Annotated in this window: 12 protein-coding genes; 6 read left to right on the plus strand and 6 right to left on the minus strand. The window is 60.5% G+C overall.

Annotation, left to right across the window (positions count from 1 at the left end; genetic code table 11):
* The first annotated feature begins 126 nt into the window (after window positions 1-126).
* The 5 genes from J4721_RS02615 to J4721_RS02635 all read left to right on the plus strand — a co-directional run bounded on the left by J4721_RS02615 (window position 127) and on the right by J4721_RS02635 (window position 6,938).
* Entirely contained in the window at window positions 127-1,947 is a 1,821-nt protein-coding gene (locus J4721_RS02615; protein ID WP_102850017.1) for an ABC transporter ATP-binding protein, read from the plus strand.
* Between the two features lie 4 nt (window positions 1,948-1,951).
* Window positions 1,952-3,118 (plus strand): acetylornithine deacetylase, encoded by a 1,167-nt coding sequence (gene argE, locus J4721_RS02620; protein WP_014879566.1) that lies wholly within the window; start codon window positions 1,952-1,954, stop codon window positions 3,116-3,118.
* Between the two features lie 225 nt (window positions 3,119-3,343).
* A complete protein-coding gene (locus J4721_RS02625; protein ID WP_102874559.1) occupies window positions 3,344-4,510 on the plus strand; it encodes a M20 aminoacylase family protein in 1,167 nt (388 codons plus the stop codon).
* Window positions 4,511-4,520: 10 nt separating this feature from the next.
* Window positions 4,521-5,687: a M20 aminoacylase family protein gene (locus J4721_RS02630; RefSeq protein ID WP_102874558.1), complete on the plus strand. Its 1,167-nt coding sequence runs from the start codon at window positions 4,521-4,523 to the stop codon at window positions 5,685-5,687.
* A gap of 87 nt (window positions 5,688-5,774) precedes the next feature.
* Complete coding sequence (locus J4721_RS02635) at window positions 5,775-6,938, plus strand: M20 aminoacylase family protein (protein ID WP_102874557.1); 1,164 nt, start codon at window positions 5,775-5,777, stop codon at window positions 6,936-6,938.
* A gap of 97 nt (window positions 6,939-7,035) precedes the next feature.
* On the opposite strand, the gene J4721_RS02640 is transcribed toward J4721_RS02635, so the two are convergent.
* Genes J4721_RS02640 through moaA form a run of 3 tightly spaced genes read right to left on the minus strand, consistent with a single transcriptional unit; the run spans window position 7,036 to window position 10,445 of the window.
* Window positions 7,036-8,079 (minus strand): glycosyltransferase family 4 protein, encoded by a 1,044-nt coding sequence (locus J4721_RS02640; protein WP_211002048.1) that lies wholly within the window; start codon window positions 8,077-8,079, stop codon window positions 7,036-7,038.
* A gap of 13 nt (window positions 8,080-8,092) precedes the next feature.
* Window positions 8,093-9,436, minus strand: a complete 1,344-nt coding sequence (locus J4721_RS02645; RefSeq protein ID WP_211002049.1) for a 3-deoxy-D-manno-octulosonic acid transferase — start codon at window positions 9,434-9,436, stop codon at window positions 8,093-8,095.
* A gap of 1 nt (window position 9,437) precedes the next feature.
* The gene (moaA, locus tag J4721_RS02650) at window positions 9,438-10,445 is read right to left on the minus strand and encodes a GTP 3',8-cyclase MoaA (RefSeq protein ID WP_014874137.1); all 1,008 of its coding nucleotides are present in this window, start codon (window positions 10,443-10,445) and stop codon (window positions 9,438-9,440) included.
* 102 nt (window positions 10,446-10,547) lie between these two features.
* On the opposite strand from moaA, the gene J4721_RS02655 reads away from it, so the two are divergent.
* Complete coding sequence (locus tag J4721_RS02655) at window positions 10,548-11,018, plus strand: hypothetical protein (protein WP_102869702.1); 471 nt, start codon at window positions 10,548-10,550, stop codon at window positions 11,016-11,018.
* Between the two features lie 69 nt (window positions 11,019-11,087).
* Here the strand turns inward: J4721_RS02655 and J4721_RS02660 are convergent, their stop codons facing one another.
* The 3 genes from J4721_RS02660 to glmU are packed head-to-tail and all read right to left on the minus strand — an operon-like array spanning window position 11,088 to window position 14,997.
* The gene (locus tag J4721_RS02660) at window positions 11,088-11,837 is read right to left on the minus strand and encodes a DNA alkylation repair protein (protein ID WP_211002050.1); all 750 of its coding nucleotides are present in this window, start codon (window positions 11,835-11,837) and stop codon (window positions 11,088-11,090) included.
* Complete coding sequence (glmS, locus tag J4721_RS02665) at window positions 11,834-13,642, minus strand: glutamine--fructose-6-phosphate transaminase (isomerizing) (RefSeq protein WP_211002051.1); 1,809 nt, start codon at window positions 13,640-13,642, stop codon at window positions 11,834-11,836. Before glmS ends, J4721_RS02660 begins: the two co-directional genes overlap by 4 nt.
* On the minus strand, window positions 13,642-14,997 hold the full coding sequence (gene glmU, locus J4721_RS02670; RefSeq protein WP_014874140.1) for a bifunctional UDP-N-acetylglucosamine diphosphorylase/glucosamine-1-phosphate N-acetyltransferase GlmU: 1,356 nt from the start codon (window positions 14,995-14,997) through the stop codon (window positions 13,642-13,644). The genes glmS and glmU overlap by 1 nt, the downstream gene beginning before the upstream one ends.
* Window positions 14,998-15,094: the final 97 nt, after the last annotated feature.

Below are 15,094 nucleotides of genomic sequence, written 5' to 3' on the forward strand. Positions count from 1 at the left end.
TTGCAAGACTTGCAGCCGAGAAAAAATCGCGCAGGCTCTGGCCGTGGGTTTGACGGGGTCAGCGCAGGTGCGTACACCTTTCTGTTAACGCCATCGAAAAAAGAAGAACACGAAGGGGACGTCACGGTGCTGGATCAACCAATCGCGCAAATCAAAGGGCTCCGGGTGGAGTTTCAGACCAAAGACGGCCCGGTGGTGGGCGTCAAGGATGTCTCCTTTGATGTTAATCCCGGCGAAACCGTTTGCATCGTTGGCGAATCCGGGTCTGGCAAATCTGTGTCCTCGCTATCGCTGATGCGTCTGGTTGAGTTTGGTGGCGGTGATATTACGTCAGGGCAGCTGCTGTTTGATCGCCGCGACGGGAGCGAAGTTGACCTTGGGAAAACCGACCAGTCGCTGATGAAACAGATTCGGGGCAATGAGATCGGGATGATCTTTCAGGAGCCGATGACCGCGCTGAACCCGGTGTTCACCGTTGGCCGTCAGCTGACCGAAGGGCTGCGCGTCCACAAGAACATGACCAAAAAAGAGGCGGAAACCCGGGCTCTGGAGCTGCTGCGTGAGGTGCGGATCCCTGAGCCGGAACGCCGTCTGAAGCAATACCCGCATGAACTATCCGGCGGTATGCGCCAGCGGGTCGTGATCGCGATGGCAATGGCCTGTGAGCCGCGCCTGCTGATCGCGGACGAGCCGACAACCGCTTTGGATGTCACCATCCAGGCCGAAATCCTTGCGCTGATGGACCGCCTGAAGCGGGAAACTGGCACAGCGGTGATGTTTATCACGCATGATATGGCGGTTGTGGCGCAGATGGCAGACCGTGTGGTTGTCATGTTCCGTGGCAACAAGGTCGAAGAGGGAACGGTCAACGAGATCTTCGAAAACCCGCAGCATGACTACACTAAATCTCTGTTGGCCGCGGTTCCGAAGCTGGGCGAGATGCGCGGCAAGGACTATCCCGAGCCGATGAAGCTGATGGGCGTAGAGCAGCAGGAGATTGCCCCAATCAAAGGCAGCGACGAGGTGCTTCTGGAGGTGCGCAACCTGGTGACGCGTTTCCCCGTCAAGGGGGGCATCCTGCGCCGTACCGTGGCCAATGTGCATGCGGTTGAGGATGTGTCCTTCAAGGTGTTCAAGGGGCAGACCCTGTCGCTGGTTGGTGAATCCGGCTGCGGCAAATCCACTGCCGGTCGGTCCCTCCTGCGATTGGTGGAGCCGCAATCCGGGGCGGTGGAATTCGAAGGCCGCGATATCCTCGGCCTGAACCAGAGCGAGCTGCACAAGGCGCGGCTTGATATGCAGATGATTTTTCAGGATCCCTTTGCCTCCCTCAACCCGCAGATGCAGCTGCTGGATCAGGTGGCGGAACCGATGCGCAACTACGGTTTGGCTTCTGGGTCCGAGTTGCAGGACCGGGTTGCCAACCTGTTTGACCGGGTGCATCTGCCGCGCAGCTTCATGCGCCGGTATCCGCATGAGATGTCCGGTGGTCAACGTCAGCGAATCGCCATTGCTCGCGCCCTTGCACTCAACCCGAAACTGATCGTCGCGGATGAGGCCGTTTCGGCACTGGATGTGTCGGTGCAGGCGCAGGTGTTGAACTTGATGATGGAGCTTCAGGCCGAACTGGGGTTGTCGTTCCTGTTTATCAGCCATGATATGGCCGTCGTGGAACGCGTCAGCCATCAGGTGGGCGTGATGTATCTGGGGCGCATTGTTGAACTGGGACCACGGGCGCGTGTGTTTGAGAATCCGCAACACGCATATACACAGGCCTTGATGAAGGCGGTGCCGATCGCGGACCCCAACCAGCGCAAATCAGAGAAGGATCTGAATTTTAAACCGATCCCGTCGCCAATCCACGATCTGAATTACCAGCCCGAGCCCTCGCAGTATATCGAGGTGGAGCCGGGGCATTTCGTCCTGACCACTGACAGCGGCTACTAAGAGCATGGCAGACCAGCTCACCCCGCTGGAGATCATGACCAAGCTGATCTCCTTTCCCACCGTCAGCAGCGAAACCAACCTGCCATTGGTGGACTGGGTTGAGGGCTATCTTGCCAGCCACGGTATCACCGCACACCGCTGGGTCGATCCCGATCAGCCGCACAAGGCCGCGGTCTTTGCCCATGTCGGCCCCGACGTCGAAGGGGCGGTGGTGTTGTCAGGGCATACAGATGTTGTGCCGATTGAGGGGCAGCCCTGGGACAGCGATCCCTTCACCGTGGTGGAGCGGGACGGGAAATATTTCGGTCGCGGCACCTGCGATATGAAAGGCTTTGACGCCTTGGCGATCTGGGCCTTGGTCGCGGCGCACCACCGTGGTGTCGCGCGGCCTTTGCAGCTTGCGCTCAGCTTTGATGAAGAGGTGGGCTGCACCGGCGCGCCGCCGATGATTGTCGCAATGCAGGACGTATTGCCCAAGGGGTCTTGTGTCATCGTTGGTGAGCCTTCGGTGATGCGCCCGGTGACCGGGCACAAGGGCGGCATCGGCTACAGCACCCACCTAGTAGGCTTTGAGGTACACAGCTCGCTCATGCACACTGGTGTCAGCGCCATCATGCAAGGCGCCCGGCTGATCGATTGGGCCAATGCGCGCAATGCTGAGAATATGGCCAAGACGCCAGATGACGTGGCAGCGCTGTTTACGCCGCCATTCACCACCTGTCATGTCGGGATGATTAATGGCGGCACTGCCCATAACATCACTGCCAAGGATTGCCGTTTCGTAATGGATTTCCGGGTTGTTCCCGGCGAATCTGCGGCAGAATGGGAAGCAGCCTATCTGGCCAAGGTGCGCGATATTGAGGCGGAGATGCAGGTGGTCCATCCAGACACCCGTATCGATGTCAGCAAGAAGTTCAACGTGCCGGGTCTTGTTCCCGAGGTCGAGGGCGAAGCCGAAACTCTGGTGCGCGCGCTCACCGGTGACAATGGCACCCATGTGGTAAGCTATGGCACCGAGGCCGGACAGTTTCAGGAGGCGGGCTATTCCGCTGTGATCTGTGGACCCGGTGATATCGCGCAGGCTCATCAGCCGAATGAGTATATCGACGTGTCGCAATTCAACGCAGGCCACCGGTTCATGCAGCAGCTGATTGACAGGCTCGCAATCTGAGGTCTGGTCAGCGTAGTTTCGGGATGCTCTGCTTGGGCTGATCATGGCCGATGACGATCTGCTTGCGCCTCATTACTTGATAAGGCAAGTTTTCTGAATGAGAGTGGCCGCAGACCTTACCGTTGATGCGGCTGTCCGCCTGTTCGCACCCTTGGACGTCGTGTTTTAACGGCGCAGCAGCCAGCAACGCAGCTGGGGCCGCGGACCAATACTAGGGAGATGCCCATGCCGATCAAGAATCGCCTGTCCGAAATGCACGCTGAGATCACCGGCTGGCGGCGTCACCTACATCAGATGCCGGAGCTGCTTTATGAGGTGCATAAGACAGCGGCCTTCGTCGAGGAGAAGCTCCGCAGCTTTGGTATCACAGATATCACCACCGGGATTGGCCGGACCGGGGTTGTCGCTGTGATCGAGGGCAATGCGAACACCTCTGGCCGGGTCATTGGCCTGCGCGCGGATATGGATGCCCTGCCGATAACCGAGGCGACCGGGCTTGACTATGCCTCCCAAACGCCGGGCCTGATGCATGCCTGCGGTCATGATGGTCACACCTCGATCCTGCTCGGTACCGCCAAATATCTGGCCGAGACCCGCAACTTCGATGGCAAGGTGGTGCTGATCTTCCAGCCCGCTGAAGAAGGCGGTGCCGGGGGCAAGGCGATGTGTGACGATGGCATGATGGATCGCTGGGGTATTCAGGAAGTCTATGGCCTTCATAATGCGCCGGGCATTCCTGTGGGCGAATTTGCCATTCGCCCGGGGCCGCTGCTGGCCTCTTCCGATGAATTCGAGATCATCGTGACCGGTGTTGGCGGCCATGCCGCAACCCCGCATGAGGCGATTGATACCACTCTGGTCGCCTCGCAGATCGTGGTGTCGCTGCATTCAATCGTTTCGCGCAATATCGACCCGTTGAAACATGTCGTACTGACGGTCGGTACCTTTGAAACGGATAGCACCGCGTCCAACGTCATTGCGCACACGGCCCGCTTGCAAGGCACTGTGCGCACGTTGGAGACTGAATGCAGAGGGCAGGCTGAAATCCGCGTGCGCCGCATCGCGGAAGATGTAGCTTCCGCCTATGGGGCCAAGGCTGAGATGATCTGGACACCGGGCTATCCGGTGACCATCAACACAGTGGCCGAGACGGGGTATGCGGTTGAGGCGGCCCGGGCTGTGGCTGCCAAGGTCACGGATGATACTGATCCGATCATGCCATCAGAGGATTTCGCCTATATGCTGGAAGAGCGTCCGGGCGCCTATATCTTCCTCGGCAATGGGGACACCGCCATGTGCCACCATCCGGCCTATGATTTCGACGATGAGGCGATCCCGCTGGGGTGCAGCTGGTTTGCCGAACTGGTCGAACGACGTATGCCCGCAGCCTGAGGATGACCTGATGCCCGTGAAGAACCGCTTTGCTGAGATGCACGCCGAAATCACCGCCTGGCGTCGGGATATCCATCAGAACCCCGAGATCCTCTACGAGACACATCGCACCAGCGCGTTGGTCGCCGAGAAGCTGCGCACCTTTGGCTGTGACGAGGTGGTGACGGGCATCGGCCGGACCGGTGTTGTCGGGGTGATCCAGGGTCGCAGCGATACGCGAAACCGGGCGATTGGTCTGCGCGCCGATATGGACGCGCTCCCTATGGCAGAGGACACCGGCCTGCCGCATGCCTCGCAGATTGAGGGCGCGATGCACGCCTGCGGCCATGACGGTCATACTGCGATGCTGCTGGGGGCTGCGAAATACCTTGCGGAGACCCGCAATTTCGATGGCACTGCGGTGGTAATCTTTCAGCCAGCCGAAGAAGGTGGCAATGGTGCCGAGGCCATGTGCAAGGATGGCTTGATGGACCGATTCGGTATTGATGAGGTCTATGCCATCCACAATTCGCCGGGGTTGGGGCTGGGAAAATTCGCCTTGCGGCCCGGCCCGATCCTGGCCTCCGTCGATGAGTTCATCATCCGTCTTCAGGGGCGTGGCGGCCATGCTGCCAAACCACAGGAAACCGTCGATACCACCGTGATGATGTGCGAGTTGATTACTGCCCTGCAATCCATCGTGTCGCGGAACGTCGATCCGGTGATGCAAGCAGTTCTGTCGGTCACCTCGGCAGAAACGTCATCGAAGGCCTATAACGTCATTCCCGACCGGGCCGAGGTAAAGGGCACCATTCGCACGCATTCTCCGGACGTTCGGGCGCAAATCCCGGAGCGGCTGCGTGCGGTGACTGCCGGTATCGCGCTGACCTTTGGCGGCTCTGCAGAGGTGGAGTTCGTGAACGGTGTCCCGGTAACCATCAATGATGCGGAGGCTACCGGTCATGCTCACGCTGCTGCACTGGCAGTGGCGGGTGACTGTGAGGAGGTCGCGCTGGCCATGGGTGGTGAGGATTTCTCCTTTATGCTGGAGGAACGCCCCGGTGCAATGATCCGCGTCGGCAATGGCCCCTCGGCAGGTCTGCATCACCCGGCCTATGACTTCAACGACGATGCCATCCCGGCCGGATGCAGCTGGTTTGTCACCCTGATTGAGCAGCGCCTGGCGCTGCCCCGATAGGCCCGGCAGCCTGCATCAACCATTATTTAACTGAAAACCGCGTGGACCAAGATTGGCAGCGCATTGATAGAGAAAAAGGACCTTACCATGCCTGTGAAGAACCGTTTCGCCGAACTGCAAAACGAAGTCACCGCCTGGCGCCGTGACATCCATGAAAACCCCGAAATCCTGTTTGAGACCCATCGCACCAGCGCTTTGGTCGCTGAGAAGCTGAAAGAATTCGGCTGCGATGAGATTGTCACCGGCATTGGCCGGACCGGTGTTGTGGGCGTGATCAAGGGCAAGTCTGACAGCTCCGGCAAGGTCATCGGCCTGCGCGCCGATATGGACGCATTGCCGATCCATGAACAGACCGGTCTGGAATATGCCTCCAAGACCGATGGCGCGATGCACGCCTGTGGCCATGACGGTCACACTGCGATGCTGCTGGGGGCGGCCAAATACCTGTCTGAGACCCGCAATTTCGACGGTACTGTTGTGGTGATTTTCCAGCCCGCCGAAGAAGGCGGTGGCGGCGGCAAGGAAATGTGCGACGACGGCATGATGGATCGCTGGAACATCCAGGAGGTCTACGGCATGCACAACTGGCCGGGCCGTCCGGTGGGCTCCTTCGCGATCCGCCCGGGTGCTTTCTTTGCAGCGACGGACCAGTTCGACATCACCTTCGAAGGGCGCGGCGGTCATGCGGCGAAGCCTCAGGAGACCATCGACACCACCGTGATGTCGGCGCAGGCCGTGCTGGCGCTGCAAACCATCGCCTCGCGCAACGCAGATCCCGTGCATCAGATCGTGGTTTCGGTAACCTCGTTTGAGACGTCCTCAAAGGCGTTTAACGTGATCCCGCAGAGCGTTCACATCAAGGGCACTGTGCGCACTATGTCGGGCGAGATGCGTGATCTGGCAGAGAAGCGGATCAATGAGATCTGCGACGGCATCGCTGCAACGTTTGGCGGTACGGTAGCGGTGACCTACCACCGGGGCTATCCGGTGATGGTGAACCACGACGAACAGACCGAGTTTGCCGCAAAGGTGGCGCGGGATATCTCAGGTGGCTGTGATGATGCGCCGCTGGTGATGGGCGGCGAAGATTTCGCCTTCATGCTGGAAGAGCGCCCCGGCGCCTATATTCTGGTTGGCAACGGCGACACCGCCGCCGTGCACCACCCGGAATATAACTTCAACGATGAGGCAATCCCCGCTGGGTGCAGCTGGTGGGCCGAAATTGTCGAACAGCGGATGCCCGCTGCCTGATAGCTGGAGCAAAAACAGCTAAAAAAGATCGCCTGTCCCGCTGTGGGCAGGCGATTTTTGTTTGGGATGATTGGGGCGCGTGACGGTCTACCCGGGTTTAGCCAGCGGACCAGAGTTGCTGATAAACAGCGTCGATTCCATCCGCCTCCGCACCGGCGCTGAAGGCGTGGACCGCCAGATCGCGACCAGCTTGTCCGCGCCGCGACAGTTCTTTGGGTGACGACAGCAACTGTCCTGCGGCCTGTGCCGCTGCGTCTGCGGCCTCCAATGGCACCACGGTACCTACGGTCCCCTGCGCCGAAAACGCACCATAATACCCGGTATCAGAGCCGACAAATGGCACAGCGCTGGCCAGACCTTCTAACGGGGCCATGCCGTAGCCTTCGTAACGGGGCAGTTGCATTACCAGCGACAAGGCTCGCATTACCCTCGGCAGGTCGCTGGCGGAGATTTCGCCCGGAAACAGAATACGTTCGCCAAGGCCCGCTGCGGTGATCCTTGCCTGCAAGCCTTTCAAAAACCCCTGATGCTCCCGCGCTGCGCGCCCAATCACCAGTGCCACTGTACCGGGGTGGTCCGGCAACAGGCGCAGCATGGCGTCAACAAACAGGTCGGTGCCTTTCTCCGGGCGAATGCGCCCGATTGTGGCAATCCCCTGCTGGCCGCCATAGCCAAGTGCGGCCCACGCGGAGGTGCGGTTCTCCGCCGGTGTGAAGACATCGGTATCGACTCCATGCGGCACCACAGCGCGCACATGGGGGACATAGGTTGCGGCGGCGTCAGTCGTGGCCACAACCGCATCCATGCGCGAGATCAGCCAGCGCGGAAACGCAGAATGCCGCCGCTGCGCCGCCGAGGTGAAGACAATCCGAACCGGCAGGCGCAGGATGTCGCGTGCCCAGATTGCGGCACGCATCTCGGTGTTGCGCCGAACATGCCAGATGGCAAATGGTTTGGCGGGATCATGGTGACGCGAGGCCGCGCGAGCGGCGGCAATGCTGATCGGATCCGGGCAGCCGGGCAGGGCGCGCCCCACCAGCGCCATATCATAACGACGGGCCTGCTGGCGGATCACATTGGCGGCGGTTGCTGAGACGCCGGTGAAATTGCGATTGAAATTGGTGACAAGAAGGTCGGCCATCTGACGGTTCCGATCAGTTGCTCGTGGACGGCGAGGTGAGCGCCAGATGGGTGATCAACAGGTCAACGACACCGTCAAGTGCTGCCGCCTGCGCCTCAACCACGCCGCGGGCAGCGGTGCGGGCGGTGTTTAGAGCTGCTTCGTCCGTCAACCAATGCTGGACCGCCCCGGCCAAAGATGAGGCGTCGCTGACCTCAACCGCACCACCCGCGAAGATCAGCGGTGGATAGGTCTCGGCAAAGTTGGAATAGCCCGGGCCGGTGATTACGGCGGCTCCGGCCTGTGCCACTTCGAATGGGTTGTGCCCGCCGATCGGGGCAAGGGAGCCGCCGAGAAACACGATGGGCGACAGCGCATACCATGTCCCGACTTCGCCCAGCGTATCGGCCAGATAGACCTGCGTTTCGGGCGTGAGGGTGTCGCCTGCACTGCGACGGGCGACGCTGAGGCCCGCCTTTTTGATCAGCGCGGTAACTTCTGTAGCGCGCTCCGGGTGACGGGGCGCCAGCAGCAGGCAGAGATCGGGGGTCTCGGCCAGCAGTGCTTTGTGCGCGGCGATCACCGCTTCCTCTTCTCCACGATGGGTGGAACTCGCGACCCAGACCGGGCGTGTTCCCAGCTCGGCGCGAACAGAGCCAAGAACGGTCTGGTCAACGGGCAGCGGTGCGGACCCGGCCTTCAGGTTGCCGCTGGGATGCACGCGATCAGCAGGGGCGCCAAGGTCGATCAGGCTCTGGCCCATTTGCGGGTTCTGGCTGAGCAGCACATCAAAATGCTGCATTACAAAAGCTGCCGTCGCGGGCTTTGACGCCCACCGCGCGATGGAGCGGGCCGACAGCCGGGCGTTGACCAGCGCCAGCCGCACCCCAGACCGCTTGGCGGCATTGAGGGTCACCGGCCACAGCTCACTTTCGACAAAGAGCGCTGCGTCCGGCTGCCAATGGCGCAGAAAGCGGCGTACGGGGGGCGTAGCATCCAGCGGTGCAAACTGGTGGCGACAATTGGCTGGCATACGCTTGGCCATCATTTCGGCGGAGGTGGCAGTGCCCGAAGTCAATAGAAACTCGGCGTCGGGCAGGCGGGGGGCCAATTTGTCGATCAGGCTCAGCGCCGCCAGGCTTTCGCCGACCGAGGCACCGTGAAACCATAGCAGCGGGGCTGGGCGACCATCCGGCGTATGGGAGACTGGGCGCGGCTCTGTTGGATAGCCCATCCGTTCGCGCTGGCGGGCAGCTGATACGCCGTGATCGGCGAGCCTGCCTGCAACTTTGCGATAGGCAAACGGTGCCAGCAACGCCGTGATAGCGCGGTAGAGGTGAAACAACAGCGGCGGTGCGCTGGTCTTGCGGCTGGCCATCTCAGCCGCCGGTATGGCTCATGTGGCGGGGCATTTGCCCGTCGAGTTTCTGCCGTGAATAGTCAAAGTCATGGCCCTTGGGTTTCAATGTGATCGCCGCACGGATCGCATCCTCCAGCGCCTGATCATTGCCAGGATGATCGCGCAGGGGGCCACGCAGGTCTGCCATGTCTTCCTGGCCCAGGCACATGTACAGCTCACCTGTGCAGGTCAGCCGCACACGGTTGCAGCTTTCGCAGAAGTTATGCGATAGCGGCGTGATGAAGCCGATTTTCTGGCCGGTTTCTTCCAGACGGACATAGCGTGCCGGCCCGCCCGTACGCTCTGCCAGATCGGTGACGCTGTAATGATCGTCATAGGCGCGGCGCACGTCTTTCAGCGACCAGTATTGACCCAGTCGGTTCTCATTCCCGATATCGCCCATTGGCATGACCTCGATCCAGGTGAGATCCATATCGCGTTCAGCGCACCATCTGGTGATTGCGGGTAGCTCGTCTTCGTTGAACCCCTTGAGAGCGACGGCATTGATCTTGATCCGCAGCCCGGCCTTCTGTGCCGCATCAATTCCGCGCAGCACCTGTGGCAGGCGGCCCCAACGGGTGATTTCGGCGAATTTATCCTCATCAATGGTGTCGAGCGAGACATTTACCCGCCGCACACCCGCATCGTAGAGGTCCTGCGCATATTTCTCCAGCTGAGAGCCATTGGTGGTCAGTGTCAGCTCTTTCAGGGCGCCGCTTTCGAGGTGCCGGGTCATGGAGCGGAAGAAAGTCATGATGCCGCGTCGTACCAGCGGCTCGCCCCCGGTGATCCGCAGCTTTTCTACACCAAGATTGACGAAGGTCGAACACATCCGGTCCAGCTCCTCCAGCGTCAGCAGTTCCTTCTTAGGCAGGAAAGTCATGTTTTCGGACATGCAGTAGACGCAGCGAAAATCGCAGCGGTCGGTGACCGAGACACGCAGATACGTGATGGCGCGGGCGAAGGGATCGATAAGCGGAGCAGTCATCCTTCTTAGGTAAAGCGGGGGCGGGCTTGCGGCAAGGGCTGAGTTTGGCCGAAACGGGGATTGCCGCTGGCAAAGCCGTGAGGTGAGAGCTAGTGTCGCGCTATGCGTTATTCTGTTTTGATCCTGTCTTCTGTCGTGCTGCTTGGAGCTTGTGGCCCGTTGCAGTGGAATTCCTCGGTTCTGGGCGGGCGGACGACCGCTGGATCGGTCGGGGAACCAGCCGTCGACACCGCCAATACCGTGCCGCTTGCACCGGGTGTCGAAGAGGCACCTTTGGACGCTGCAGGGGGGCAGGTTGCCTCTGCCGGTGTCACCGCAGGCTATACCGGGCGCGCGTCGACCGTCGCCAGTCTGGGCGACCCCTCGCAATCGGGCCTGTGGATGGAGACGCCTTTGGTCGATAGCCCGCAGACTGCCCGCGTGCGTTCGCCGCGCGGCACAGAGGTCACGTTGATCCTGCGGCCGATTGGCGGCGATACCGGAGCCGGAAGCCGGTTGTCCATTGATGCGATGCGGGCACTGGGTCTGCCATTGACCGAGCTGGTCGAGGTGCAGGTGCTGCCGGCGGCGTGATCTGACGTCTTGAAGATATGGAAAAGGCGCGAGGGATTTCTTCCTTGCGCCTTTTCTTATGCTGTCGGGCTATTTTTCATTTTCGGTGGCGGATGCATCTGCGGTGTCCTCATCAGAGGAGGCCAGATATTTGGTGGCTTCCTTACGGGCAAAGGGTTTCATCGCCGCGCCATATTCGGCCAGAAACGCACGGGAGCGGTCGGCATCATGTTTGCTGAGATCGCGCAGCCACCAGGCGATGGATTTCTGAATGAACCAGTTGCGATCGGGCACGTAGCGCGCAGCCCAGCCAAGGATCCGTTCACGCGCGGCCAACTCTTCAGGTTTCGGATTGGGCAGTTTTGCCCACGGCAGGGTCGAGACCAACGCGGCCCGGCGGGTCCACATATGATCGCTGGACGTCCAGCCCTCTACGGTGTCCAGCCGCTCGGGCTGTGCCTGAAGTCGTTTCTGTATTGCCGAGGCTGCGTGATCTGCAATGGCCCAGCTGTCAAAATCCGGCACCCAGCTTTGCAGCAGATCCCAGACTGGCGCATCTTCCTTGATCCGCGCCTGGGTCAGCAGCTTTGCAGCGGCAATCCGTGCTTCGAACACATCGCTGGCCCACAGCTCCTGCGCCAGCGCGCAGCGGGCAGTCAGGCCGTCATCCTGCGCGCCGAAGGCTTTGCGCCAGTCTTGACTGAGGCTGTTGATCACCGGGTTCGGCACGCCCAACACCCGGCGTTTCTGCTTGTGGTAGCCCGCCATCTGGGTCGCGCGCGCTGGTTCTGCGGCGGCCTCTAGTGCCGCCAAAGCCAGTTCAACTGTCAACACGCTCATTCTACGGTCACCGATTTTGCAAGGTTGCGGGGCTGGTCCACATCAGTTCCTTTTGCGATGGCCGTGTAATAAGCGATTTGCTGTGCGGGTACGGCATAAAGGATTGGGGCCAAGCTGTCTGGAATCTGCGGCATTACGATCACCTCATGGGTGCCATCGCCTGCGATTTTGGCGCCTTCGGCATCGGTGATCAGGATCACCTTACCGCCGCGCGCCATCACCTCTTGCATGTTTGACACGGTCTTGTCGAACAGTGCATCACGCGGTGCCATAACAACCACCGGCACTTTTTCATCAATCAATGCGATCGGGCCGTGCTTCAGCTCGCCGCTGGCATAGCCTTCTGCGTGGATATAGCTCAGCTCCTTGAGCTTCAGCGCGCCTTCCAGCGCCAGCGGGTACAACTGCCCGCGCCCGAGGAAAATAATATCCCGCGCCTCGGCCAGCCCGCGGGCCGAGGCGGTGATTTGCTTTTCCGCGGCCAGAGACTGATGGATCAATCCCGGCAGGGCGCGCAGGTCGGCGGGCATCCCGTCCGGCAGGGGGAGGCCGCGTTGCTCAGCCGCGCGCAGGGCCAGCAGCAACAGGATCGACAGCTGGCAGGTAAACGCCTTGGTTGAAGCGACAGAAATTTCTGGACCTGCGTGCAGCGGCAGGATCACATCGCTTTCCCGCGCGATGGAGCTTTCAGGGACATTGACCAGCCCCACGATCTGCTGGGCCTTGCCCTCCATGTAGCGCAGCGCCGCCAGTGTGTCGGCGGTCTCGCCTGACTGTGACACAAACAGTGCCAGCGTTTTCTCTGGCACCGGCGGTTCCCGGTAACGGAATTCAGAGGCGACATCGACCTCGACCGGCATCCGGGCGATCTGCTCAAACCAGTATTTTGCAACCATGCAAGCGTAGAAGGCGGTGCCGCAGGCCACCATGGTCAGCCGTTCGATCTTGGTGAAATCAAGTTCAGCCGGTAGCGACAGCTGCCCGTCGTCGTCCATATAGGCCTTCAGGGCACGGTCAATCGCCACCGGCTGCTCGGCGATTTCCTTGGCCATGAAGTGCTTGTGACCGTCCTTGTCGACACGGGCGTTGGCAAGCTGGATCTGGCGTTTCTCGCGGTTGGCGATGGCGCCGCGCTGATCCCGGATCTCAAGGCTGTTGCGCGTCAGTACGGCAAAATCGCCCTCTTCCAGATAGGTGATCTGGTCAGTGAAGGGCGCTAGCGCGATGGCATCGGAGCCAACGAACATCTCGCCGTCACCATGCCCGATTGCAAGGGGGGAGCCCTTGCGTGCCGCGATCATCAGGTCCGCTTCGCCCTCAAACAGAAAGGCGAGAGCAAAGGCACCCTCGAGCTGCTGTACGGTTTCACGCGCCGCTTCAACTGGTGTCTTACCGTCACCGATCAGCGATTGGCAAAGCAGGGCGACGGTTTCGGTGTCGGTTTCTGTCGCAAATGTGATGCCCTTTTGGGCAAGCTTTTCGCGCAATTCTTTGAAGTTCTCGATAATGCCGTTGTGGACAACAGAAACACCGCCGGCCTGATGGGGGTGCGCGTTGCCGACGGTGGGGGCACCATGAGTGGCCCAACGCGTATGGCCAATACCGGATTTTCCGGCCAGCGGTTGGTGAACCAACAGATCAGAGAGATTCACCAGCTTGCCGACGGCGCGGCGGCGATCCAGAGCACCACCGTTGACCGTAGCGATGCCTGCGCTGTCATACCCGCGATATTCAAGCCGCTTCAGCGCCTCGACCAGAATGGGGGCTGCTTCATGATTGCCAAGAACGCCGACGATGCCACACATTATTCGGCTCCTTTGCTCAGACGGGCTTTCTTTGCGCGCAGCATGTCCATCAGCTTGCGCGCGCGACCCGGTTTGTTTTTCTGTTCAGCGCGTGCAATCGCCAGCGCGCCGTCCTCAACCGATTTGGTGACCACGGCACCTGTTGCGGTCATGGCCTCATCGCCGATCCGCACCGGGGCCACCAGCATTGTGTTGGAGCCGATGAAGGCCCGTGCGCCGATTTCGGTGCGATGCTTCATCACGCCGTCGTAGTTGCAAGTGATTGTTCCTGCGCCGATATTTGTTTCGGCCCCCACGCTGGCATCGCCAATATAGCTCAGGTGGTTGACCTTTGCGCCCTCGGCGATCTCGGCGTTTTTGATTTCAACGAAATTGCCGATATGGGTGTTTTCGGCCAACTCTGCGCCGGGGCGCAGGCGGGCATAGGGGCCGACCTTGGAACCGCGCGAAATATGACAGCCCTCAAAATGGGAAAAGGACCGGATGAACACACCGCTTTCCACCGTGACCTCGGGGCCAAAGACGACATTGGGTTCAATGATCGTGTCGCGCCCGATGACAGTATCAAAGGCCAGATACACCGTTTCCGGGTCCATCAGCGTGACACCATCAGCCATCAGATCGGCGCGCTTGCGCTGTTGGAAGACACGGTCGGCCTCGGCCAGATCGGCGCGGGAATTGATGCCGAGGGTTTCGGCCTCATCGCAGGAAACCGCTGTGACCTGCAGCCCATCGGCACGCGCCAGTTCCACCAGATCAGTGAGATAGTATTCACCTGATGCATTGGCGCTGTCGACTTGGTCAATCAGCGCAAACATCTGCGCCGCATTACCTGCCATCAGCCCGGAATTGCAGAAATCGATCTCCCGCTCAGCCTCAGTTGCGTCCTTGTATTCGACAATCCGCTCAAGGCTATTGCCATCCATGAGCAATCGCCCATAGCGCGCGGGATCAGCTGCGGTAAAGCCTAGGACCACCAGATCGGCGCTCTGCCGTGCGGCCAGCATCCGCTGCAATGTCTCGGCGCTGACAAAGGGCGTGTCGCCGTAAAGCACGACGATATCGCCATCAAAATCGGACAGGGCATCACGGGTCTGTGCCACCGCATGTGCGGTTCCAAGCTGTTCTTCCTGAACAACAATTTCAGCATCTTCGTCGATGTCGGCCATCATGGAGCGCACATAGTCCGCCCCGTGGCCTGCCACAACAATGGTGCGCTCCGGCGTCAGCGCGCGACCTGCGGATAGCGCGTGTTCCAGCATCGGGGCGTGGGCAATGGGATGCAAAACCTTGGGCAGGTCGGAGTTCATCCGGGTGCCTTTGCCTGCGGCCAGAATGACGAGGGCGGTGCTCATGTGTTGTTTTCTCTTTGTCTTTTCAGCGCCCCCGTTTTATCCGCTAACAGCAGGTGCGCAAGGCAAAGCGGCATCAAACAAGATTGCGGGTTGCAAC

Source organism: Phaeobacter sp. HS011 (assembly GCF_018101215.1).
Lineage (GTDB): Bacteria > Pseudomonadota > Alphaproteobacteria > Rhodobacterales > Rhodobacteraceae > Phaeobacter > Phaeobacter inhibens.